This is a genomic window from Streptomyces virginiae, assembly GCF_040638905.1.
Classification (GTDB): domain Bacteria; phylum Actinomycetota; class Actinomycetes; order Streptomycetales; family Streptomycetaceae; genus Streptomyces; species Streptomyces virginiae_B.
Map to the genome: position 1 here is coordinate 253,089 of NZ_JBEZYV010000009.1, position 21,878 is coordinate 274,966.

Genomic DNA, 21,878 nt, shown 5'->3' on the forward strand with positions numbered 1-21,878 from the left:
TGTCCGCGCCCGGCCGTAGACTTCACGGGTGGCAGGACGGATCAACGACGACGACGTGAAGGCGGTACGGGACGCGGTCCCGATCGACGCCGTGGTCTCCGACTACCTCCAGCTGCGCAACGCGGGTGGCGGCAACCTCAAGGGCCTGTGCCCCTTCCACGACGAGAAGTCCCCCTCCTTCCAGGTCAGCCCCAGCAAGGGTCTCTACCACTGCTTCGGCTGCCAGGCGGGCGGGGACACCCTCGACTTCGTCATGAAGATCGACCACCTCTCCTTCTCCGAGGCGGTCGAGCGCCTGGCCGGCCTGGCCGGGATCACCCTGCGGTACGAGGAGGGCGGCTACACCGCCGGCACCAGCGGCCGCGGTGAGCGCATCCGGCTGGTCGAGGCGCACAGGGCGGCCGCCCTGTTCTACGTCGACCAGCTGGACGGCCCCGAGGCCGAGATCGGCCGCAAGTTCTTGGCGGAGCGCGGCTTCGACCAGGCCGCGGCCGCCCACTTCGGCGTGGGATACAGCCCCGCCGGATGGGACCACCTGACCCGCTTCCTGCGCGGCAAGGGCTTCACCGACAAGGAACTGATCACCTCCGGGCTCGCCCAGGACAGCCGCAGCGGCAAGCCGATCGACCGCTTCCGCGGCCGGCTGATGTGGCCGATCCGCGACATCAGCGGCGAAGTGGTCGGCTTCGGCGCGCGCAAGCTGCGCGACGACGACAACGGGCCGAAGTACCTGAACACCCCCGAGACGGCGATCTACAAGAAGTCCCAGGTCCTCTACGGCATCGACCTGGCCAAGAAGGAGATCGCGAAGACCTCGCGGGCCGTGGTGGTCGAGGGCTACACCGATGTGATGGCCTGCCACATGGCCGGCGTCACCACCGCGATCGCGACCTGTGGCACCGCCTTCGGCGGCGACCACATCAAGATCCTGCGCCGGCTGCTGATGGACAACGCCACCGCCGAGGTGATCTTCACCTTCGACGGCGACGCGGCGGGCCAGAAGGCCGCCCTGCGCGCCTTCGAGGACGACCAGAAGTTCGCTGCCGAAACCTCGATCGCGATCACCCCGGGCGGGATGGACCCCTGCGACCTGCGCCTCGCCCAAGGGGACGCGGCGGTGGCCTCCCTGGTGGACTCCCGCACTCCGCTGTTCGAGTTCGCGCTGCGCCACATCGTCGCCCGGCACAACCTGGAGAACCCGGCCGGGCGGGCGGCCGCCCTGGACGAGGCCGCTCCGGTCGTCGCCAACATCAAGAACATCGCCATCCAGCACGAGTCCGCGGTCCAGCTGGCGGGCATGCTGGGCATCCGCGACGAGCAGTTCGTGGTCAAGCGGGTCGCCCAGCTCGCCCGGTGGGCGCGCGAGCGCGGCCAGGGCGGCGGACCGCAGGGCGGGCAGCACGGCGGCCCCCAGCGGGGCGGTCCGCAACGCGGCGGTCCGCAGCGGGGCCGGCCCTCCTACGAGGCCGCGGAGGCACCCGCCGCCCAGCCGGCCGGCGGCCCCGCGCTGAACCTGCGCAGCCCCGCCCACCGCACCGAGCGCGAACTGCTGAAGCTGGCCCTCCAGCGGCCCGCGCTGGTCTCCCCGGCCTTCGACGCGTACGGGATGGACGAGTTCACCGCCCCGCCCTACGCCGCCGTGCGCCAAGCGATCATGGACGCGGGCGGCGCCTCGCTCGGCACCGAGGACTACCTGGCACGGGTGCGCGAGGCCGCCCCGAACGACACCGTGCGCGCCCTCGTCACGGAGCTGGCGGTCGAGGCCATCCACGCGAAGACGGTCGACGAGGTCTACGCCGGGGTCCAGCTGGTCCAGGTGCGGCTGCGCGCGGTCGACCGCCGGGTCCACGAGATCCAGGGCACCCTGTCCCGGCTGGGCGCGCAGGCCCCGCCGGAGCAACTGGCCGCGGTGCAGGAGGAGCTGTGGGTCCTCCAGCAGTACGGCCAGCGGCTGCGCAACCGCGGTGCCGAAGGGCTCTAGGGGCTTTCTTGTCGATCATGCAGGCCGTCGGCCCGGCATGATCGGCAAGGCACCTCCTGGCACGGTTGCGGGGAGTGCCGGGACGGATCGCCGGAGCGGTTGAACCAGTCGCCCCCGGGTATCTCGGTCCCTCGTTCCCGCAGGTCGCGGCCGATCAGCGGGGACGCCAGGTAGACCCAGGCGCGCACGGCGGTGCCGTCGGGGCGCAGGGCCTCGCGGGCGATCCGGTCGTAGACGTTCCCCGGCCGCCCTGGGCCCTCGTACTCCTCCAGCCGGTCCAGCGCGGCCAGCAGTGCCCCGTAGCCGCCCGGCGCCGCGGTGATCAGCTCCCCGACGACGGTGGTGCCCGGCCGGTGGACAGCGTAGGGATAGCCGGGGCCGTCGTAGAGGGCCGCGTCCGGGAGGACGGCGGGCTCCTCGGAGGCGGTGCGGCCGCGCAGGAACAGGTCGTGGTTGACCTCACCGGGGCGCAGGGTCCCGTACACGAAGAACGGGAGCGGAACGGTGGTCGTCTCTTGCGGCCGTTCGACCGATGTCACGGACCCTCCCTCGGCTGTGGCGCGGCGCCGCGCGGCCGGGCCTGAAGTCCCGGCTTCACGCGCCCCACCACCGTACGCACCGCTGTCGCGCAACCGCCCGGCACCCGTGGGCCCGGCCGTCCGGTGTCGGACCCCGCTCCGGCCGGCGGCCGTCCGGGCCAGTCGGTCACCCGGACGGCGCGGGCGGCCTGGATGGCCCCACACCCATCCTGACCTGTGAGAACACCCTCTGCCGGCGCGCGGCTGGGCCGACCTGACGGGACATCAGCAGGCGGGCGGCGGGCGGGCCGGGTTTCCTCGGATACACGACCCCGCATCTCAGGGAGAGTCCCATGCGCCGACGTACCGCACACGTGCTGACCGCGACCGCGCTGACCGCCGTCGCGTTCACCGGCCCGGTCGCCGGCGCGGTCGCCGCCGCGGACCTCGGCATGGTGGGCTTCGCGCCCGGGGACTTCGCCGCGCTGGAGGTCTGGCCGAAGTCCGCCGCCCCCGGCGCGACCGTCACCGTGAACACCGCCGCCTGCGGCCCCGGCAGCCACGCCGACGGCGATGCCACCACGGTCGGCGGCGGCCGCTTCAAGCTGGTCCCGGGCACCCACAAGGAGGTGGTCGTGGGGCAGTTCCAGGTGGCCCGCGGCACCCGTCCCGGCACCTACGGCATCGGGGCGACCTGCGCGAACGGCAAGTTCGCGACCGGCGACCTGGTGGTCACCGAACGCGGCCCGCAGGGCCACGTCAACACCGGGGTGGGCGGTGGCACGACCACCACCACCGACCCCGCCAAGATCGCGGCGGGAGCGGCCGTACTGGCCGCGACCGCCGTCGGCGGTACCTGGCTCCTGCGTCGCCGGGCGAGCGGCACGCGGAGCTGACGGACGCCCACCGCGGCTCCGGCCGCGGTCCGACCGGTACCGTCCCCCGTCGCCCGCCCCGCGAGGTCCCCCCCGTTCGCGGGGCCGGGCGACGGCCAGTCACCTCGGACGAGACGCGGAGGGGGTACGCATGGCCGGCGACTTCCGTCCGACCGCCCGCCACGGGGGACTCGTCGCGCTCGCCGCCTGCATCGGCATCTGGCTGGTGACCAGCGGTTCCCGTGAGCCGGTTGGACCACCGCTGCCCTCCCCCGCCGACGCCCTGACGGCCGCCGGCGTCGTCGGCCCCGGCATCGCCCCGCTCCCCGGCTCGCCGCCCGGCCGGATCAGGATCCCCTCCATCCGGGTGGACGCCCCGCTGATCGGGCTCGGGCTGGACCGGGCCGGCCATCTCGAAGTGCCTCCGCCCGACCGGCGGGACATCGCCGGCTGGTACCGCGAGGGCACCACCCCGGGCGCCACCGGCACCGCAGTGATCGCCGGGCACGTGGACGATTCCGCCGGGCCTGCCGTCTTCTACCACCTGGGCGCGCTGCGCCGCGGCGCCTCGATCGAGGTCCCGCGCGCGGACGGCCGTACGGCGGTGTTCACGGTCCACGCGGTCGAGGTCCACGATGCCAGGACCTTCCCCGACACCCGTGTGTACGGCCCTTCGTCGCGCGCCGAGCTACGGGTGATCACCTGCGGCGGCGGGTTCTCACCGCGGACGGGCTACCGAGGCAACGTGGTCGTCTTCGCCCACCTCACCGGGACCTACTAGGGGTCTCTCGTCGATCGGGGCGAGCCCGGCCTCGACGAGGACACCCCCTGGCGACTGCGGCCGGTCAGCCCCACTGCTCCAGGCCGAGCTTGACCACCAGCGCGCCGACCACGGTCAGCAGCACCCCGCGGACGAAGCCGCTGCCCTTCTTGAGCGCCATCCGGGCGCCGATCATGCCGCCGGCCAGGTTGAACACCGCCATCAGCGCGGCCAGCTGCCACAGGACCATGCCCTGGTAGGCGAACATCGCGAGCGCCCCCGCGTTGGTGCAGCAGTTGACGATCTTGGCGGTGGCGGAGGCCGTGACCAGGTCGAGGTGGAGCAGGGCCGTGAGCGCGAGCACCAGGAAGGTGCCGGTGCCCGGCCCGATGAGGCCGTCGTAGAAGCCGATGCCGAGGCCGGCCAGACCGATGGCGAGCAGCACCCGGGCACGGCTGACGGGCGAGGTGGAGGGGGCGGTGCCGAAGCCGGGCCGGAAGAGCACGAAGCCGGCGACGACCACCAGCACCACCATGATCATCGGTCGGAGGGCGTCCTTGCTGATGCCGCCGGCGAGTGCGGCGCCCCCCATCGATCCGGCGAGCGCGGCCAGGCCGATGCGGACGGCGAGCTTCACGTCCACGGGGGCCTTGCGGGCGTACGTCACGGCCGCGCCGGCCGTGCCGACGATGGCCACCGCCTTGTTGGTGCCGAGGACGGCGGCGGGATGCGCGTTGGGCAGGCCCAGCAGGAGGGCGGGCAGGAGCAGCAGGCCGCCGCCGCCCACCACCGCGTCGATCCAGCCCGCCGCCGCGGCGGCCACGCACAGCACGATGATCACGGTCGTAGATATGTCAGGCACGTACCGACCCTATGGAGCTGTCGGGTGCAGTGACCATTCAATCGCCGGAAAGTTGCGCAAAGGTTGAGCTTCGCCGGGCCGGGGCCCGGTCCGGAGCGGCCGGGTCCACGAGCGCGGTGAGCCACTGCCGGCCGGCACGCCGGCCGCCCCCAGCCCCGCCGCGAGCCGCCCCGCCCGGGGGTACGCGGGCCAGTACGGCCGGCGCCGTCCGCACCGGCGAGGGTCTGCGGAGGCCGTGATGATCCTCAAGGCGGCCTTGAGGAGGGCCTCACCGACCCTTGAACCGGTCGCTGAGGTCGGCGTTCCGTCCGGGTAACAGAGGCGATGCGGCGGGGAAACAGCGGCCGCGCACCCTCATGGCATGACCTCGGAAAAGCGTGTGGTGGTGATCGGCGGCGGCCTCGCGGGCCTGCGGCTCGCGGGCCGGCTGGGCCCGGCCGCGACGGTGACCGTCCTCGGCGAGGAGACCCACGTCCCGTACAACAGGGTGCTGCTCGCCGAGGTCTTGGCGGGCCGGTACGCGCCGGAGGTGACCTCCCTCCCGGCCCCCGGCCCGGTGCTGCGGCGCGGGGTCCGGGCGGTGCGCGTCGACCGCGCGGACCGGACCGTGCACTGCGACGACGGCACGGTGGCCCCGTACGACACGCTGGTACTGGCCACCGGATCGAACGCGGTGCTCCCGCCGCTGCGCGGCCTGTTCGAACCCGAGGGGCGGGAACTCCCGGACGGAGTACACGCGTTCCGCACGATGGACGACTGCCTGGCGCTCTCGGCGGCCGTACGTCCGGGGGTGCGGGCGGTGGTGATCGGCGGGGGTCTGCTGGGCGTCTCGGCCGCCCGGGCGCTCGCCGCGCGCGGCGCGGTGGTGGTCCTGGCCCAGCAGGGCGAGCGCCTGATGGAACGCCAACTGGACGCGGAAGCCTCCGCCCTGCTGGCGACGCACCTGACCGAACTCGGCGTGGAGATCCACACGGAATGCCGGGCCCGCGGCCTGGAAATCCAGCCCCTGCGGCATTCGAGGAGCGGGAGTGCCGGGGCAACGCCCCCGGCAGCGGCGCCGCGCCCGGGCGCCGCGGCGGGCCCCCGCAAGGTCACCGGCGTCGAGCTCGCCGACGGTTACCGGCTGGAGGCCGACATCGTCGTCCTCGCCTGCGGCGTACGCCCCCGCACGGGCCTGGCGCAGGCCGCCGGCCTGGAGACCCGCAAGGGCATCCTCGTCGACGACGAGCTCCGCACCAGCGACCCCCGCATCCACGCCATCGGCGACTGCGCCGAACACGCCGGCCAGGTCTACGGACTGGCCGGCGCCGCCCTGGAGCAGGCCGACGCCCTCGCCGCGGTCCTGACGGGCGGCTCCGCCCCCTACACCGGCACCCGCGCCCTCACCCGCCTCACCCTCGGCGGGACCGGCGACGACTCCCTGGACCTCGCCGCCTTCGGCGAGACCACCGCCCTGCCCGGCGACGACGTGGTCCGTCTCACCGACGGCACCCGGCGCACCTACCGCAAGGTCGTCCTGCGCGGCGACCGCCTCGTCGGCGGGGTGCTGCTCGGCGAACTCTCCACGGTGGGCGCCCTCGCCCGCACCTGGGAGGGCGGGGAACCACCGCACGACCTGTTCCACCTGCTCACCGACGACGGAGGCCACTGACATGACCGAGCCCTTGCCCACGATCGTGCTCATCGGGCACGGCATGGTCGGCCAGCGCTACCTCGAAGCGCTCGCCGAGCGCGGGGTCACCACCACGCACCGGATCACCGTGCTCTGCGAAGAGCCCCGGCCCGCCTACGACCGCGTGCACCTGACCTCGTACTTCTCCGGCAGCACCCCCGAGGACCTGTCCATGACGCCGGCCGGGTTCATGGACGAGCACGGCATCGCCCTCCACCTCGACGACCCTGCCGAGCACATCGACCGGGCCGCTCGCACCGTCACCTCCCGCTCCGGGCAGGTGTTCCCGTACGACGTGCTGGTCCTGGCCACCGGCAGCTACCCCTTCGTGCCGCCCGTCCCCGGCAAGGACGCCGCCGGCTGCTTCGTCTACCGCACCATCGAGGACCTCCTCGCCATCGAGGAGTACGCGAAGGACAGGACCACGGGCGCGGTCGTCGGCGGCGGACTCCTCGGCCTGGAGGCCGCCGGCGCCCTCCAGGGCCTCGGTCTCGCCACCCGCATCGTCGAATTCGCTCCGCGCCTGATGCCCGTCCAGGTCGACGAGGGCGGCGGCGCCGCGCTGCTGCGCACCATCGAGTCCATGGGCCTCACCGTCCACACCGGTGTCGGCACCCAGGAGGTCGTGACCGGCGAGGACGGCCGCGTCAGCGGAATGCGGCTCTCCGACGGCTCCACCGTCGACACCGACCTCGTCGTCTTCTCCGCCGGCGTCCGTCCCCGCGACCAGCTGGCCCGCGACGCCGGTCTGGACGTCGGCGAGCGCGGCGGTATCGCGGTCGACGCCCGCTGCCGCACCTCCGACCCGCACGTCTACGCCATCGGCGAGTGCGCCCTGGCCGTCGACGGCCGCGTCTACGGTCTGGTCGCCCCCGGCTACGAGATGGCCGAGACCGCCGCCGACGACCTGCTGGGCCGGGAGAAAGAATTCACCGGAGCCGACCTCTCCACCAAGCTGAAGCTGCTCGGCGTGGACGTGGCCTCCTTCGGCGACGCCCACGGAAACACCCCCGACAGCCTCGACGTCGTCTGGTCCGACTCCCGCTCCGGCGTCTACAAGAAGCTGGTGGTCTCCCCCGACGGGGTCCTCCTCGGCGGGGTCCTGGTCGGCGACGCCGACTCCTACGGCCTGCTGCGCCCGCTCACCGGCAGCGTCCCGCCCGTCGCCCCCGAGCAGCTTGTCCTGCCCGCGGGCGTCGGCGCGCCCGTCGCGCTCGGGCCGTCCGCGCTCCCGGACCACGCGGTGATCTGCTCCTGCCACAACGTCACGAAGAAGGCCATCACCGCCTGCACCACCCTCCCCGAGGTCAAGAAGTGCACCAAGGCGGGTACCGGCTGCGGCTCCTGCCTCAAGGTCATCGGGCAGCTGCTCCCGGCCGCCGCCGACAAGGGGCTGTGCGGCTGCTTCCCGTACACCCGCGCCGAGCTCTACGAGATCGTCCGCACCCGCCGGCTGACCTCCTACGAGCAGATCCTCGACGGCCACGGCCGCCCCGAGGCGCGCGGCGGCGACGGCTGCGAGGTCTGCAAGCCCGCCGTCGGCTCGATCATCGCCTCGCTCGCGGCGACGCTCGGCGCGAGCGGCTACGTCCTGGACGGGGAGCAGGCCGCCCTCCAGGACACCAACGACCACTTCCTCGCGAACATGCAGCGCAACGGCTCCTACTCGGTCGTCCCGCGCATCCCCGGCGGTGAGATCACCCCCGACAAGCTGATCGTGATCGGCGAGGTCGCCCGCGACTTCGGGCTCTACACGAAGATCACCGGCGGTCAGCGGATCGACCTGTTCGGCGCGAGCGTTGACCAGCTCCCGCGGATCTGGGCCCGGCTCGTCGACGCAGGCTTCGAGTCCGGACACGCCTACGGGAAGGCCCTGCGGACGGTGAAGTCCTGCGTGGGGCAGACCTGGTGCCGCTACGGCGTCCAGGACAGCGTGCGGATGGCCATCGACCTGGAGCTGCGCTACCGGGGGCTGCGAGCCCCGCACAAGCTGAAGTCGGCGGTGTCGGGCTGTGCCCGCGAGTGCGCGGAGGCGCAGAGCAAGGACTTCGGGGTCATCGCGACGGCGAGCGGCTGGAACCTCTACGTGGGCGGCAACGGCGGTGCCACGCCGCGCCACGCCGACCTCCTCGCCCAGGACCTGTCGGACGCGGAACTGATCCGGCTGATCGACCGGTTCCTGATGTTCTACATCCGCACCGCCGACCGGCTGGAGCGGACCTCCACCTGGCTGGAGCGGCTGGAGGGCGGCCTGGACCACCTGCGGGACGTGGTCGTGCACGACTCGCTGGGGCTGTGCGCGGAGCTGGAGTCCCTGATGGCCGACCACGTGGCCCACTACCGGGACGAATGGGCCGAGACGCTCCAGGACCCGGAGCGGCTGCGCCGGTTCGTGTCCTTCGTGAACGCGCCCGGCGCCCCCGACCCGACCGTGCAGTTCGTCCCCGAGCGCGACCAGGTCAAGCCCGACCTGGCCGTCCTGACCATAGGAGGTGCCGTCCGATGACCGTGGAACTGCAAGTGGCGCAGGGCTGGCTGACGGTGTGCGAATTGTCGGCGCTCATCCCCGGGCGCGGGGTCGCGGCGCTGCTGCCCGACGGGAGCCAGGCCGCGGTGTTCGTCGACCGTGCGGGGCGTGCGTACGCCATCGGCAACCAGGACCCCTTCACCGGGGCGCAGGTGCTCTCGCGCGGTCTGGTGGGGGCCGCGGCGGGCCGGCCCTTCGTGGCCTCCCCGCTGCTCAAGCAGCGCTTCGACCTGGAGACGGGGCGCTGCCTGGACGACGAGGAGGTGGCGGTCCTCACCTACCCGGTGCGGACCGCCGCGACCTCCTGACCGGAGGGGTGGTGGGCCCGGCGGTCAGTCCTGCTTCTGGATCACGGCCGGGTCCATCCACATGATCTCCCACGTGTGGCCGTCGAGGTCGTCGAAGGCACGGCCGTACATGACGCCGTGGTCCTGGGCCGGACGGGGTTCGGTGGCGCCGGCCGCCAGGGCCCCGTCCACCAGCTCGTCGACCGCGGTGCGGCTCTCGGCGCTCAGACACAGGAGCACCTCGGACGTCTTCGTGGCGTCCGCGATCTCCTTGTGGGTGAAGTCCTTGTAGCGGGCCTCGGTGAGGAGCATCGCGACGATCGTGTCGCTGATGACCATGGAGGCGCAGTTCTCGTCGGTGAACTGGGCGTTGAAGGAGTAGCCCAGCTTGCCCCAGAAGGCCTTGCTGGCGTCCAGGTCCTTGACGGGCAGGTTGACGAAGATCATGGTCGCGGACATCGAGGTCCCTCTCTCTGCTGCTCGGTCGGTGCGTTCAATCGGTGCTTTCGAGAGGTAGACCGCGGGACCGGGGAAAACTCATCGCCGCTCGCGAAGTTTTTCTGAACTTTCCTGCCGGACCGACGACATCGCAGGTCAGGGCGGTATGCGCAGCTGGAGCACCGCGGGGCCCAGCAGGCCTGACCGGGTGGGACACCGGGCGGGGGAGCCTAAACCCCGGCCTCCGAGACAGGCCGGAACTGGTGGGTGCGGCCCGCCTGGCGGCCCGTACCGCGGACGGCCGGGCACGGGGTCTTCGCGGACGCGGCGCTGTGCGAACGCCGTCCGCCGCAGGCGGGTCCGACCCCGCGAATCCGCCCGGCGCCGATGCGGCCGGGTTCCGGAGGCCTTCGGTAAAGAAAGCCGCGGGCGCGCGGAAATCCCCGCCGCAGGATTGAACGCCGACCGGTCGCTCGGGCGTAATGAGGATTTGGCGCCACGTCAACTGGCGTCTCCTAGGTTCCTCGACGCGTGCGACCCCGCGTCCGACCGGCCGCGGGGCCTTCCTCCCACAGGAGTGACCGTGGAACGTCGTACCTTCCTGCGCGGCGCAGTGATCGGTTCGTCGGCCGCCGCCTTCGGCGGCACGTTGATGCACGGGGCGGCCTACGCGGCTCCCGCCCAGCCCGGGGCCGGCCCGTACGGGGCGCTCGGTGCCGCCGACGCCAACGGCATCATGCTCCCGAGCGGTTTCACCAGCCGGGTGATCGCCCGCTCGGGCCAGACCGTCAGCGGCACCTCGTACACCTGGCACAGCGCACCCGACGGCGGTGCCTGTTACACCGACGGCTCGGGCTGGATCTACGTGTCCAACTCGGAGATCAACCCCTCCGGCGGCGCGAGCGCGGTGAGGTTCAACTCCTCCGGCACCGTCACCGGCGCGTACCGGATCCTCTCGAACACCCGGCAGAACTGCGCCGGCGGCAAGACACCGTGGAACACCTGGCTGTCCTGCGAGGAGGTCGACCGCGGCTTCGTCTATGAATCCGACCCGTACGGCGTGAACGCGGCCGTCCAGCGCCCGGCGATGGGCCGCTTCAAGCACGAGGCGGCCGCGGCGGACCCGGTCCGCCAGGTGATCTACCTGACGGAGGACGAGACGAGCGGCTGCTTCTACCGCTTCGTCCCCACCACCTGGGGCGACCTCTCCTCCGGCACCCTCCAGGTGCTCAAGGCCGGAACGGCCACCTCCGGCTCCTTCACCTGGCAGAACGTCCCGGACCCGGACGGCTCCCCGACGGTGACCCGCAGCCAGGTCTCCGGCTCCAAGAAGTTCAACGGCGGCGAGGGCTGCCACTACGCCAACGACACCGTCTGGTTCACCACCAAGGGCGACAACCGGGTCTGGCAGCTCAACCTCGCGAACAACACGTACGAGCTGGCCTACGACGACTCGCTCGTACCCGGCGGCGCCGCCCCGCTGACGGGCGTCGACAACGTCACCGGCTCCTCGTACGGCGACCTGTACGTCGCCGAGGACGGCGGCAACATGGAGATATGCGTGATCACCCCGGACGACGTGGTGGCGCCCTTCCTGCGGATCACCGGCCAGTCCTCCTCCGAGATCACCGGCCCGGCCTTCTCGCCCGCCGGCAACCGCCTCTACTTCTCCAGCCAGCGCGGTACGAGCGGCAGCTCCTCCGGCGGCATCACCTACGAGGTGACGGGCCCCTTCCGCACCTGACGGCCGTCCCGGCGGCCCCCCGGCCCGCCCCGGGCCGGGGGGCCGCCGGCGTCTCACGACGCCACCGCCCCGCCCTTGAGGAGCGCCGCTCCCAGCGGCGTCACGGTGTGCAGGACCGCGTTGCCGCGGCGCAGGGTGGTGACCAGGCCCGCCTCGCGCATCACGCAGGCGTGCTGGCTCGCGGAGGCCAGCGAGACGCCGGCCCGGCGGGCCAGCTCGCTGGTGGTTGCACCGTCCCCTATGGCCCGCAGCACGACCGAGCGGGTGTGCCCGACCAGCTTGCCCAGGGTGCGCTGGCGCTGGTCCTCCGCGGGCCGGGCCGCCTCGCCGCTCCCCGGCGCGGAGGCCAGCTGCGCGGCGGCCGGGTAGACCAGCACCGGCGGCAGCTCCGGGTCGTGCAGGGTCACGGCGGTGCGCCGGCAGAAGAAGGACGGCTGGAGCAGCAGCCCGCGCCCCCGCAGCCGTACGTCCCGGTCCACGGGGTAATCGCATTCCAGTACCGGGGCCCGCCAGCGCAGCATGGGCGGCAGCGAGGCCAGCAGCTCGTCGGCTCCGCCGTCGAGCAACGCGCGGCCGCGTGCCGCCCGTTCGGCTTCTATCTGGGCCTGTATGTGGGTCCAGTACGGCTCCACGGCGGCCCGGTGGTAGGCGCGCAGCTCGCCCATCAGCCTCGGGAGCTGCTTGGTGCCGCCCTCCATGAAGTCCCGCAGCCGCGGTGTCGTGGGCGCTCCGGCGCCCAGCAGCTGGAGCTCGCGGCGCATGCGCTCGGGACGGATCCCGCGCAGCGCGTCGAGGCCCACGTCCCACCCGTACTGTCCCTCCACAGGGGTCAGGAAATCGGGGAAATAACCGCGGCTCGGTATGAGCATACCGAGCGTGCGTGTTTCACTGTTCAACCTGCTCCGGGTTTCCGTACGCCATTCACCGAACAACCGGGCGTCGCGCCGGTCTCTTAAGCGGTGAAAGCTGAGAATCGTTTCCCACAACGCATCGGGACGCCCTGCCATCCGTACGCGTGCCAGGTCCACTCCAGTGAAATGGATACGCAGCACCGAACCCCCACCTGTGCAACCGCAATCCCCCCGCCCCATGAGTATGCACGCAGTCACACGTGGTCACCACGCCCTTTCGGCCACAGTTGAAACCCCTTTCGGCAGGGGCGTGACAACCGAAATCCTGTACTCCGCCGGGCACACTCCGGTGCGACCGAAACGCTCCGCGAAGGCCGTGGGGGGCTTTGCGGGGCCTGGCGGTCGGTCGCACTGGGAAGCGCCGACGTGCCCGGCAGAATGACAGCGGCGGTGGACGGGTGGGGATCCGTCCACCGCCTGCTGGCGTAAAGATTTATTGAACAACAAATTGAGGCGCGCCCGCCCCCGGGCAGTCAGGGAACCCGGGGACAGGCGCGGTCTTATGGGGCCCTTGGGGGGCCCGGCGGGGTCAGCGGCTGTCGCTGCCCTTCGCCTCGGCGGCCGCACGACCGGCCTCCAGGCGCGCCACCGGAATCCGGAAGGGCGAGCAGGAGACGTAGTCGAGGCCGACCTCGTGGAAGAAGTGGACGGACTCGGGGTCACCGCCGTGCTCGCCGCAGACGCCGAGCTTGAGGTCGGGGCGGGTGGCCCGGCCCAGCTTGGCCGCGTGCCGGACCAGCGAGCCGACGCCGTCCTTGTCGATGGTCTCGAACGGCGAGACCCCGAAGATGCCCTTCTCCAGGTACGCGGTGAAGAAGCTGGCCTCGACGTCGTCGCGAGAGAAGCCCCACACCGTCTGGGTCAGGTCGTTCGTACCGAAGGAGAAGAACTGCGCGGCCTCGGCGATCTGGTAGGCGGTCAGCGCGGCGCGCGGCAGCTCGATCATGGTGCCGATGGTCAGCTTGAGGCTGGTGCCCGTGGCGGCCTCGACGTCGGCGATGACCTGGTCGGCCTCGTCGCGGACGATCTCCAGTTCCTGGACGGTGCCCACGAGCGGGACCATGATCTCGGCGCGCGGGTCGCCCTTGGCGTTCTTGCGCTCGGCAGCGGCCTCCGCGATCGCCCGCACCTGCATCTTGAACAGACCGGGGATGACCAGGCCGAGGCGGACACCGCGCAGACCCAGCATCGGGTTCTGCTCGTGCAGCTTGTGGACCGCCTGGAGCAGGCGCAGGTCGTTCTCGTTGGCGTCCTTGCGGGACTCGGCGAGGGCGACGCGCACCGACAGCTCGGTGATGTCGGGCAGGAACTCGTGCAGCGGCGGGTCGAGCAGGCGGACGGTGACGGGCAGGCCGTCCATCGCCTCGAAGAGCTCGACGAAGTCCTTCTTCTGCAGCGGCAGGAGGGCACTCAGTGCCTCCTCACGCTCCTCGTCGGTGTCCGCGAGGATGAGTCGCTCCACCAGTTCACGGCGCTCACCGAGGAACATGTGCTCGGTGCGGCACAGGCCGATGCCCTGGGCGCCGAAGCGGCGGGCGCGCAGCGCGTCCTCGGCGTTGTCGGCGTTGGCGCGCACCCGCAGGCGGCGGACGCGGTCCGCGTACGCCATGATCCGGTGCACGGCGGCGACGAGCTCGTCGGCGTCGTCGGCGCCGGCGTGCATGCGGCCCTCGAAGTACTCGACGACCGGGGAGGGTACGACGGGTACCTCACCGAGGTAGACCTTGCCCGTGGAGCCGTCGATGGAGACGACGTCGCCCTCTTCGATGACCGTCTCGCCGACCGTCATGCGGCGGCGCTTGGTGTCGACGTCGAGCTCCTCGGCGCCGCAGACACAGGTCTTGCCCATGCCGCGGGCGACGACGGCCGCGTGAGAGGTCTTGCCGCCGCGCGAGGTCAGGATGCCCTCGGAGGCGATCATGCCGTCCAGGTCGTCCGGGTTGGTCTCGCGACGGATCAGGATGACCTTCTCGCCGGAGCGGGACCACTTGACGGCCGTGTAGGAGTCGAAGACGGCCTTGCCGACCGCCGCGCCCGGGGAGGCGGCGATGCCGCGGCCGAGCAGGGTGGTCTTGGCGCCCTCGTCGAAGCGCGGGAACATCAGCTGCGCCAGCTGGTGGCCGCTGACGCGCTGGAGGGCCTCGGCCTCGTCGATCAGGCCCTGGTCCACGAGCTGGGTGGCGATGCGGAAGGCGGCGCCGGCGGTGCGCTTGCCGACACGGGTCTGGAGCATCCACAGCTGACCGCGCTCGATCGTGAACTCGATGTCGCAGAGGTCCTTGTAGTGGTTCTCCAGCGTCGTCATGATCGTCATGAGCTGGTCGTACGAGGCCTTGTCGATGGACTCCAGGTCCGCAAGCGGCACGGTGTTGCGGATGCCCGCGACGACGTCCTCGCCCTGGGCGTTCTGGAGGTAGTCGCCGTAGACGCCCGCGTGGCCGCTGGCGGGGTCGCGGGTGAAGGCGACGCCGGTGCCGGAGTCGGGGCCCAGGTTGCCGAAGACCATCGAGCAGACGTTGACCGCGGTGCCCAGGTCGCTGGGGATGCGCTCCTGGCGGCGGTAGAGCTTGGCGCGGTCGGTGTTCCACGAGTTGAAGACGGCCTCGACGGCGAGGTCCATCTGCTCGCGGGCGTCCTGCGGGAACTCGCGGCCGGCCTCCTTCGACACGATCTTCTTGAAGACCTTGACGAGCTTCTTCAGGTCGGCGGCGTCGAGGTCGGTGTCGACGGTGACCTTCTTGGCGGCCTTGGCCTCGTCGAGGGCGTCCTCGAAGAGCTCGCCCTCGACGCCGAGGACGGTCTTGCCGAACATCTGGATCAGGCGGCGGTACGAGTCCCACGCGAAGCGCTCGTCGCCGGCCTGGGAGGCGAGGCCGGCGACCGACTCGTCGGAGAGGCCGATGTTCAGGACGGTGTCCATCATGCCGGGCATCGAGAACTTGGCACCGGAACGCACGGAGACCAGCAGCGGGTCGTCCGACTGTCCGAGCTTCTTGCCCATCTTCGACTCCAGGGCCGCAAGGTGGGCGCTGACCTCGTCGCGCAGCGCGGCCGGGGCCGAGCCGCTCTCGAGGTAGACCTTGCAGGCCTCGGTGGTGATGGTGAAGCCGGGAGGGACCGGCAGACCCAGGTTGGTCATCTCGGCGAGGTTGGCACCCTTGCCGCCGAGAAGGTCCTTGAGGTCGCGGTTGCCCTCGGTGAAGTCGTAGACGAACTTCTGATCTTTGTTTTCCGACACGGGTCTCGACTCCTCGAGGCTCGGTGGCTGCCCTGACGGCCAGGAACATACCCAGATCGAAGGCTTCTGGGTACGTCCACTTGGCCGTCATGCGGCCGTAACCACCCGTGCGCCAGCAGATCGAAAGTAACTCAGGGGTAACCAGAAAGCACCAAGAGCGTTCAGGTCCCGAAGGGAGAGGGGGCCACTGAGGCTTGTTCACGCTCGGATGAGCGATCATCGATACATTTGCATTCAAGTATTGAACACACAAAGGGTGGCACCCAGTGCCACCCTTTGAAAGTCTTACCCGTGACTTATCTGCTCATCTGAGCGAAACCTCTCCCATGCGTGGCGTATATCACGCACCACGGAGGGCGATTTGTCAGCCTCCAGAGGTGTCCAGTTCCGCGTCCTCGCCCACGCCCGCGCAGTCGTACGGATCCCTCAGCCAGCCGTCAGGCAGGACAACTCGGTTGTTTCCGGACGTCCGGCCGCGCGGACCGTCGGCACTCTCCGGCCATGCTTGATCCAAGTCGAGCTCGCTCAGATGAGCGTCCAACTCGGCCAGCGAAGAGGTCACCGCGAGCTTCTTGCGCATCTCGGACCCGACCGAGAAGCCCTTGAGGTACCAAGCGACGTGCTTACGGAAGTCGATCACGCCGCGGGCCTCGTCGCCGATCCACTCCCCCAGCAGCTGGGCGTGCCGGTGCATGCTCCGGGCCACCTCGCGCAGGGTGGGCCGGTGGAAGTCCTCCGGCCGCCCCTCGAAGGCCGCCACCAGGTCGTTGAACAGCCACGGCCGCCCCAGGCAGCCTCGGCCCACGACCACGCCGTCGCAGCCGGTCTCGCGGACCATGCGCAGCGCGTCCTCGGCGCACCAGATGTCTCCGTTGCCGAGGACCGGTATCTCCGGCACGTGCTCCTTGAGCCGCGCGATGGCGTCCCAGTCGGCGGTGCCGCCGTAGTGCTGCGCGGTGGTCCGTCCGTGCAGGGCGATGGCGGTGACCCCCTCCTCGACGGCGATGCGGCCCGCGTCGAGGTAGGTGAGGTGGTCGTCGTCGATGCCCTTGCGCATCTTCATGGTCACGGGCAGGTCGCCGGCCCCGGCAACGGCCTCGCGCAGGATCGCGCGCAGCAGGTTGCGCTTGTACGGCAGCGCCGAGCCGCCGCCCTTTCGGGTGACCTTGGGGACGGGGCAGCCGAAGTTGAGGTCGATGTGGTCGGCCCGGTCCTCCTCGACGATCATGCGGACCGCTTTGCCCACCGTCACCGGGTCGACCCCGTACAGCTGAATCGACCGGGGCTTCTCGGTCTCGTCGAAGTGGATCAGCTGCATGGTCTTCTCATTGCGCTCGACCAGGGCGCGGGTCGTGATCATCTCGCTCACGAACAGCCCCTTGCCGCCCGAGAACTCCCGGCAGAGGGTACGGAACGGGGCATTGGTGATGCCGGCCATGGGCGCGAGCACCACCGGGGGCTGCACGGTGTGCGGGCCGATCGCGAGAGGCGGAGGGAGCGTGGTCATCCGCCCATTGTCCCGCATGCCGAGGGGGACGGGCGGACGTAGCATCGGCGCATGATCGAGCCGAGTCACCGGCAGCGCACGATCGTCCTGGCGATCTGCTGCATGAGCCTGCTCATCGTCAGCCTCGACAACACCGTGCTCAACGTCGCGCTCCCGTCGATGCGCCGCGAGCTCGACGCCTCGGTCGCGGGGCTGCAGTGGACCATCGACGCGTACACGCTCGTCCTCGCCTCGCTGCTGATGCTCATGGGCTCCACGGCCGACCGGATCGGCCGCCGCAAGGTGTTCGTCGCCGGTCTGCTGGCCTTCGGGCTGGGCTCGCTGCTCTGCTCCCTCGCGCCGAGCCTCGGCTGGCTCATCGTCTTCCGGATGGTGCAGGCGGTCGGCGGCGCGATGCTCAACCCGGTCGCGATGTCGATCATCACCAACACCTTCACCGATCCGGCCGAGCGGGCCCGGGCCATCGGCGTGTGGGGCGCGGTCGGAGGCATCTCGATGGCCGCGGGCCCCCTGATCGGCGGGGTGCTGGTGGACTCCGTGGGCTGGCGCTCGATCTTCCTGATCAACCTGCCGATCGGCCTGGCGGCGCTCGTGCTGACCCTGCGCCACATCCCGGAGTCCCGGGCGGCCCGGCCGCGCCGCCCCGACCCGCTGGGTCAGGTGCTGGTGATCACACTGCTCGGCAGCCTGACGTACGGGATCATCGAGGCGCCCGCCGCAGGCTGGCGCTCGCCGCTGATCATGGGGTGCGCGGTGGTGGCCGTCGCCTCGCTCGTGGGCCTGCTGGTCCACGAGCCCCGGCGCGCGGAGCCGCTGATCGACCTCCGGTTCTTCCGGAGCGCGCCCTTCAGCGGCTCGACGGTGATCGCGATCAGCGCCTTCGCCGGGCTGGCCGGCTTCCTCTTCCTGAACACGCTCTACCTCCAGGACGTCCGGGGGCTCAGCGCCCTGCACGCGGGGCTCTACATGCTGCCGATGGCCGGCCTGACCGTGCTCTTCGCCCCACTGGCGGGGCGGCTGGTCGGCAGCCGGGGGCCGCGGATCTGCCTGTTGATCGCGGGAGTGGCGATGGCGGCGAGCGGGCTGCTGTTCGCCCTGTTCGAGGCGGAGACGTCCAACCCGCTCCTGTTCACCGGGTACGTGCTGTTCGGGCTCGGCTTCGGCATGGTGAACGCGCCGATCACCAATACGGCCGTGTCCGGGATGCCTCGCTCCCAGGCGGGTGTCGCGGCCGCCATCGCCTCCACCAGCCGGCAGACGGGCGGCACACTGGGCGTCGCGGTCATCGGCTCGGTCCTGGCGGCCGGCCTGGCCGGCGGCCAGGACTTCTCCGGGGCCGCCCAGCCGGCCTGGTGGATCATCACGCTGTGCGGGCTGCTCGTCCTGGTCGTGGGCGCGGCGACGAGCGGCACCTGGGCCCGCGGGACGGCGGAACGCACGGCCCGCACCCTGGAGGAGACCAGCGGACCCGCCGCGGCCGTGGGGTCTGCGCGCGGCTAAGGGCTGTCCCGGCGGGCGCGCGACGACAGCCACGGCACCTCGCCGCGTTGTCGGAACGCCCGGATACGCCCCAGTATCAGCACGCTCTTGCGCCTTGCGATGCACCGCGTCTGACGCCGCGCGCTTGAACCACCGGCGCTCACGGGACAGCCCATGGGCAGTGTCTTTCGGACCTTGCCGGACGGCGGCCTCTACTCGCCGCAGTCGAAGTCCTCGGCCGAGGTGTTGACCCGGTCCAGAAGGGCGCGCAGACGGTCGCGTTCCTGGACCGACAGGCTCGCGAACATGCCGTCCTCGACCTCGTCCAGGGCTGCGTTCGTCTTCGCCAGAGCGGCTTGCCCGGCGAGGGTGATGGCCACGTTGTGGCGGCGGCGGTCGGCGGGGTCGCGGCGGCGCTCTGCGAGGCCTTCGCCCTCCAGGTCGTTCAGGACCCCGACGAGCACGCTCGGGTCGACCTCCAGCCGGTCGGCGAGCGTCCGCTGGCTGATGGGGCCGCCTTCGAGGTGCATCAGCGTCATCGCGTGCCGCGGGGTGAGGCCGGCCGCGCCGAGAGCCTGCTTCATGCGGGTCTGGGTGACCGCTCCGTGCCAGGCGAGCAGCAGGCCCAGTCGCTGCGGGGGGTGCGATCCGTCCTGGTCTGCCGTCATGGTCAACATCGTAGCGCCTGAGAAATGATTGCGTCAGGCAGATCGTTGATGCTATCCAATGATCTGACACTCTCAATCATTGGAGATCTTCATGCTCATCGCCTACGCCGTGGTCGGCGGGCTGCTCGCCCTCGCGCTGGCCGCTTCCGCCACCTTCACCCTGCAGCGCAACGACCAGATCGTCGCGAGCATGCGGAAGGTCCAGGTCCCCGACTCCTGGCTGCCACGACTGGCCACACTCAAGGCCGCCGGCGCGATGGGCCTGGTCGCGGGCCTGTGGGTCACTCCGCTCGGCGTGGCCGCCGCGGCCGGCGTGACCCTCTACTTCATCGGCGCCGTCATCAGCCACCTGCGGGTCAAGGACTACGAGCTCGCACCGGCGGCCGGCCTCGCGCTGGTCGCCGCGGCGGCAATGACTTTGCGCATCCTCGCCTGACCGACACTGACGGGTGACAGATATTGAAATCTGTCACCCGTCCTGCCATTCTCGTTCCATGACCAGGAACGAGAGCATCGATGCGACCACCGCCGACCCGGTCGGCACCACCACGACGACCACGGCCCGCCCGCGGCGCCTCGGCAGCACCGGCCCCTGTGTCTTTCCGCTCGGGCTGGGCTGCATGGGGATGTCCGCCCTCTACGGAGAAGCCGACCGCGCCGAGTCCATCGCGACCGTCCACGCGTACCTGGACGCCGTCCCCGAGGGCACGAACACGCTGCTGGACACCGGCGACTTCTACGGCATGGGCCACAACGAGCTGCTGATCAGCGAAGCCCTCCGCACGGCGTCCGCGGCGGCCCGCGACCGGGCGCTGACCAGCGTCAAGTTCGGCGCGCTGCGCACGGTCGAGGGCGGCTTCGCCGGCTATGACGGCCGCCCCGAGGCCGTCAGGAACTTCCTGGCCTACTCGCTCCAGCGGCTCGGCCGGGACCACATCGACATCTACCGGATCGCCCGCGTGGACCCGGACGTGCCGATCGAGGAAACCGTCGGAGCCATCGCCGAAGCGGTCCAGGCCGGGCACGTGCGTCACATCGGCCTCTCGGAGGTCGGCGCCGACACCCTGCGCCGGGCCGCCGCCGTGGCCCCGATCTGCGACCTCCAGATCGAGTACTCACTGATCTCGCGCGGAATCGAGGACGAGATCCTGCCGACCGCCCGCGAGCTCGGCATCGGCGTCACGGCATACGGGGTGCTGTCCCGCGGCCTGATCAGCGGCCACTTCACCCGCGACCGAACCCTGGCCCCGGGCGACTTCCGCGGGATGAGCCCCCGCTTCCAGGGCGAGAACCTCGACCGCAACCTGGACCTCGTCGACGCCCTGCGCAAGGTCGCCGACGACAAGGGCGTGAGCGTCGCCCAGATCGCCATAGCCTGGGTGCTCTCGCGCGGTGAGGACATCGTGCCGCTGGTGGGCGCCCGGCGCCGCGACCGCCTCACCGAGGCACTGGGTGCCATGGACCTCACCCTCAGCCCGGCAGACCTGGCCGCCGTCGAGGAGGCCGTGCCCGCCGGTGCGGCGGCGGGCGAGCGCTATCCGGCAGCGCAGATGGCCCACCTCGACAGCGAGCACTGAGCTGGCGGTACGGTCGTACCCATGCCACCCGCTGCCGCCGAGCCCCTCACCCCCGAGCGCATCCTCGAAACCACCGAGGAGGTGCTGCGTCGCTTCGGCCCCACCAAGGCGACCGTGGTGGACGTGGCGCGCGCCCTGGGAGTGAGCCACGGCAGCGTCTACCGGCACTTCCCCTCGAAGGCCGCGCTGCGCGAGGCCGTCACCGACCGCTGGCTCGCCAAGAGCGTCGTCGTGCTGGAGCGGATCGCCTCGGCCCCCGCCGAGAGCGCACCCTCCAAGCTGGAGGCGTGGCTGGAGGCGCTGTTCGCGGCCAAGCGCCACAAGGCCGGCGACGATCCGGAGCTGTTCGCGACGTACACGGTGCTCCTCGCCGAGAACAGCGGGACGGTGGAGCAGCATCTGACCGAGCTGATCGACCAGTTGGCCCGGATCATCGCGCAGGGCGTCGCCGACGGTTCCCTCGCGGCACCCGACGTGCCGGCCGCGGCCCGCGCGGTCTTCGACGCCACCGGCCGTTTCCACGACCCGCAGTACGCGGCGGAATGGTTCTCCCCCACCATCCTCGCGGAGTTCGAGGCGGTCACCGCTCTGGTGATCAGGGGCCTGCGCGCCTGAGGCACCTCCGGCACCCGCCGGACATCCCGAACGGGCCGTCCGGCGCGGCTTTGTGATCATTTTTGGCGCGCCCACCTTGTCCGTACGCTGTCAAGGTTCTTACGGTTCCCCTACTACGTACGACAACGCCGCGGCGAGGTCCCCATGACCGACGACGACGTCCACGCCGACCGCTACCTGATCGCCGACGAGGTCATGGCCGAGGCCGGCTACTCCTGG

18 protein-coding genes are annotated in these 21,878 nt (G+C 71.4%); 11 read left to right on the forward strand and 7 right to left on the reverse strand.

The annotated features are described in order from the left end of the window. Nucleotides 1-28: 28 nt before the first annotated feature. Nucleotides 29-1,981, forward strand: a complete 1,953-nt coding sequence (dnaG, locus tag AB0F82_RS16015; protein WP_356810393.1) for a DNA primase — start codon at nt 29-31, stop codon at nt 1,979-1,981. On the opposite strand, the gene AB0F82_RS16020 is transcribed toward dnaG, so the two are convergent. Next, complete coding sequence (locus tag AB0F82_RS16020) at nt 1,978-2,520, reverse strand: gamma-glutamylcyclotransferase family protein (protein WP_362627640.1); 543 nt, start codon at nt 2,518-2,520, stop codon at nt 1,978-1,980. The two genes, dnaG and AB0F82_RS16020, sit on opposite strands and share 4 nt — an antisense overlap. A gap of 332 nt (nt 2,521-2,852) precedes the next feature. On the opposite strand from AB0F82_RS16020, the gene AB0F82_RS16025 reads away from it, so the two are divergent. Both AB0F82_RS16025 and AB0F82_RS16030 read left to right on the forward strand, forming a co-directional pair. After that, complete coding sequence (locus AB0F82_RS16025; RefSeq protein ID WP_362627643.1) at nt 2,853-3,395, forward strand: hypothetical protein; 543 nt, start codon at nt 2,853-2,855, stop codon at nt 3,393-3,395. A gap of 130 nt (nt 3,396-3,525) precedes the next feature. Then, the gene (locus AB0F82_RS16030) at nt 3,526-4,155 is read left to right on the forward strand and encodes a class F sortase (protein WP_356810396.1); all 630 of its coding nucleotides are present in this window, start codon (nt 3,526-3,528) and stop codon (nt 4,153-4,155) included. Nucleotides 4,156-4,219: 64 nt separating this feature from the next. On the opposite strand, the gene AB0F82_RS16035 is transcribed toward AB0F82_RS16030, so the two are convergent. After that, nucleotides 4,220-4,996, reverse strand: a complete 777-nt coding sequence (locus tag AB0F82_RS16035; RefSeq protein ID WP_362627646.1) for a sulfite exporter TauE/SafE family protein — start codon at nt 4,994-4,996, stop codon at nt 4,220-4,222. 361 nt (nt 4,997-5,357) lie between these two features. On the opposite strand from AB0F82_RS16035, the gene AB0F82_RS16040 reads away from it, so the two are divergent. Genes AB0F82_RS16040 through nirD form a run of 3 tightly spaced genes read left to right on the forward strand, consistent with a single transcriptional unit; the run spans nt 5,358 to nt 9,503 of the window. Beyond that, nucleotides 5,358-6,647 (forward strand): NAD(P)/FAD-dependent oxidoreductase, encoded by a 1,290-nt coding sequence (locus AB0F82_RS16040; RefSeq protein WP_362627649.1) that lies wholly within the window; start codon nt 5,358-5,360, stop codon nt 6,645-6,647. Between the two features lies 1 nt (nt 6,648). Then, nucleotides 6,649-9,174, forward strand: a complete 2,526-nt coding sequence (gene nirB, locus AB0F82_RS16045; protein ID WP_356810399.1) for a nitrite reductase large subunit NirB — start codon at nt 6,649-6,651, stop codon at nt 9,172-9,174. Then, the gene (nirD, locus tag AB0F82_RS16050) at nt 9,171-9,503 is read left to right on the forward strand and encodes a nitrite reductase small subunit NirD (RefSeq protein WP_356810400.1); all 333 of its coding nucleotides are present in this window, start codon (nt 9,171-9,173) and stop codon (nt 9,501-9,503) included. Before nirB ends, nirD begins: the two co-directional genes overlap by 4 nt. A gap of 24 nt (nt 9,504-9,527) precedes the next feature. On the opposite strand, the gene AB0F82_RS16055 is transcribed toward nirD, so the two are convergent. Next, nucleotides 9,528-9,941, reverse strand: coding sequence for a VOC family protein (locus tag AB0F82_RS16055; protein ID WP_362627654.1), 414 nt, complete (start codon nt 9,939-9,941; stop codon nt 9,528-9,530). Between the two features lie 562 nt (nt 9,942-10,503). Here AB0F82_RS16055 and AB0F82_RS16060 point away from each other — a divergent pair. After that, complete coding sequence (locus tag AB0F82_RS16060; RefSeq protein ID WP_362627657.1) at nt 10,504-11,664, forward strand: alkaline phosphatase PhoX; 1,161 nt, start codon at nt 10,504-10,506, stop codon at nt 11,662-11,664. Nucleotides 11,665-11,717: 53 nt separating this feature from the next. On the opposite strand, the gene AB0F82_RS16065 is transcribed toward AB0F82_RS16060, so the two are convergent. From AB0F82_RS16065 to dusB, 3 genes are all read right to left on the reverse strand, one after another. Beyond that, nucleotides 11,718-12,716, reverse strand: a complete 999-nt coding sequence (locus AB0F82_RS16065; protein WP_185558549.1) for an ArsR/SmtB family transcription factor — start codon at nt 12,714-12,716, stop codon at nt 11,718-11,720. 388 nt (nt 12,717-13,104) lie between these two features. Continuing rightward, a complete protein-coding gene (ppdK, locus tag AB0F82_RS16070; RefSeq protein WP_362627660.1) occupies nt 13,105-15,813 on the reverse strand; it encodes a pyruvate, phosphate dikinase in 2,709 nt (902 codons plus the stop codon). Between the two features lie 364 nt (nt 15,814-16,177). After that, the gene (dusB, locus tag AB0F82_RS16075) at nt 16,178-17,338 is read right to left on the reverse strand and encodes a tRNA dihydrouridine synthase DusB (protein ID WP_362627710.1); all 1,161 of its coding nucleotides are present in this window, start codon (nt 17,336-17,338) and stop codon (nt 16,178-16,180) included. A gap of 33 nt (nt 17,339-17,371) precedes the next feature. On the opposite strand from dusB, the gene AB0F82_RS16080 reads away from it, so the two are divergent. Continuing rightward, nucleotides 17,372-18,820 carry an MFS transporter gene (locus AB0F82_RS16080; protein ID WP_356815207.1) on the forward strand — a complete coding sequence of 483 codons (1,449 nt, stop codon included), beginning with the start codon at nt 17,372-17,374 and terminating at the stop codon, nt 18,818-18,820. 191 nt (nt 18,821-19,011) lie between these two features. On the opposite strand, the gene AB0F82_RS16085 is transcribed toward AB0F82_RS16080, so the two are convergent. Then, nucleotides 19,012-19,467, reverse strand: coding sequence for a MarR family winged helix-turn-helix transcriptional regulator (locus AB0F82_RS16085; protein ID WP_362627663.1), 456 nt, complete (start codon nt 19,465-19,467; stop codon nt 19,012-19,014). A 79-nt stretch (nt 19,468-19,546) separates the two neighbouring features. Here AB0F82_RS16085 and AB0F82_RS16090 point away from each other — a divergent pair, with 79 nt between their 5' ends. Genes AB0F82_RS16090 through AB0F82_RS16100 form a run of 3 tightly spaced genes read left to right on the forward strand, consistent with a single transcriptional unit; the run spans nt 19,547 to nt 21,659 of the window. After that, the gene (locus AB0F82_RS16090; RefSeq protein ID WP_362627666.1) at nt 19,547-19,903 is read left to right on the forward strand and encodes a DoxX family protein; all 357 of its coding nucleotides are present in this window, start codon (nt 19,547-19,549) and stop codon (nt 19,901-19,903) included. 58 nt (nt 19,904-19,961) lie between these two features. Further along, nucleotides 19,962-21,044, forward strand: a complete 1,083-nt coding sequence (locus AB0F82_RS16095; protein WP_362627669.1) for an aldo/keto reductase — start codon at nt 19,962-19,964, stop codon at nt 21,042-21,044. 21 nt (nt 21,045-21,065) lie between these two features. Next, on the forward strand, nt 21,066-21,659 hold the full coding sequence (locus tag AB0F82_RS16100; protein WP_362627672.1) for a TetR family transcriptional regulator: 594 nt from the start codon (nt 21,066-21,068) through the stop codon (nt 21,657-21,659). Nucleotides 21,660-21,878: the final 219 nt, after the last annotated feature.

What these genes read in the sequence shown, in the direction of transcription:
- AB0F82_RS16025 (WP_362627643.1), top strand. Translation starts at nt 2,853, where the DNA reads ATGCGCCGACGTACCGCACACGTGCTGACCGCGACCGCGCTGACCGCC.
- AB0F82_RS16030 (WP_356810396.1), top strand. Translation starts at nt 3,526, where the DNA reads ATGGCCGGCGACTTCCGTCCGACCGCCCGCCACGGGGGACTCGTCGCG.
- AB0F82_RS16040 (WP_362627649.1), top strand. Translation starts at nt 5,358, where the DNA reads ATGACCTCGGAAAAGCGTGTGGTGGTGATCGGCGGCGGCCTCGCGGGC.
- nirB (WP_356810399.1), top strand. Translation starts at nt 6,649, where the DNA reads ATGACCGAGCCCTTGCCCACGATCGTGCTCATCGGGCACGGCATGGTC.
- nirD (WP_356810400.1), top strand. Translation starts at nt 9,171, where the DNA reads ATGACCGTGGAACTGCAAGTGGCGCAGGGCTGGCTGACGGTGTGCGAA.
- AB0F82_RS16055 (WP_362627654.1), bottom strand. Translation starts at nt 9,941, where the DNA reads ATGTCCGCGACCATGATCTTCGTCAACCTGCCCGTCAAGGACCTGGAC.
- dusB (WP_362627710.1), bottom strand. Translation starts at nt 17,338, where the DNA reads ATGCGGGACAATGGGCGGATGACCACGCTCCCTCCGCCTCTCGCGATC.
- AB0F82_RS16080 (WP_356815207.1), top strand. Translation starts at nt 17,372, where the DNA reads ATGATCGAGCCGAGTCACCGGCAGCGCACGATCGTCCTGGCGATCTGC.
- AB0F82_RS16085 (WP_362627663.1), bottom strand. Translation starts at nt 19,467, where the DNA reads ATGACGGCAGACCAGGACGGATCGCACCCCCCGCAGCGACTGGGCCTG.
- AB0F82_RS16095 (WP_362627669.1), top strand. Translation starts at nt 19,962, where the DNA reads ATGACCAGGAACGAGAGCATCGATGCGACCACCGCCGACCCGGTCGGC.
- AB0F82_RS16100 (WP_362627672.1), top strand. Translation starts at nt 21,066, where the DNA reads ATGCCACCCGCTGCCGCCGAGCCCCTCACCCCCGAGCGCATCCTCGAA.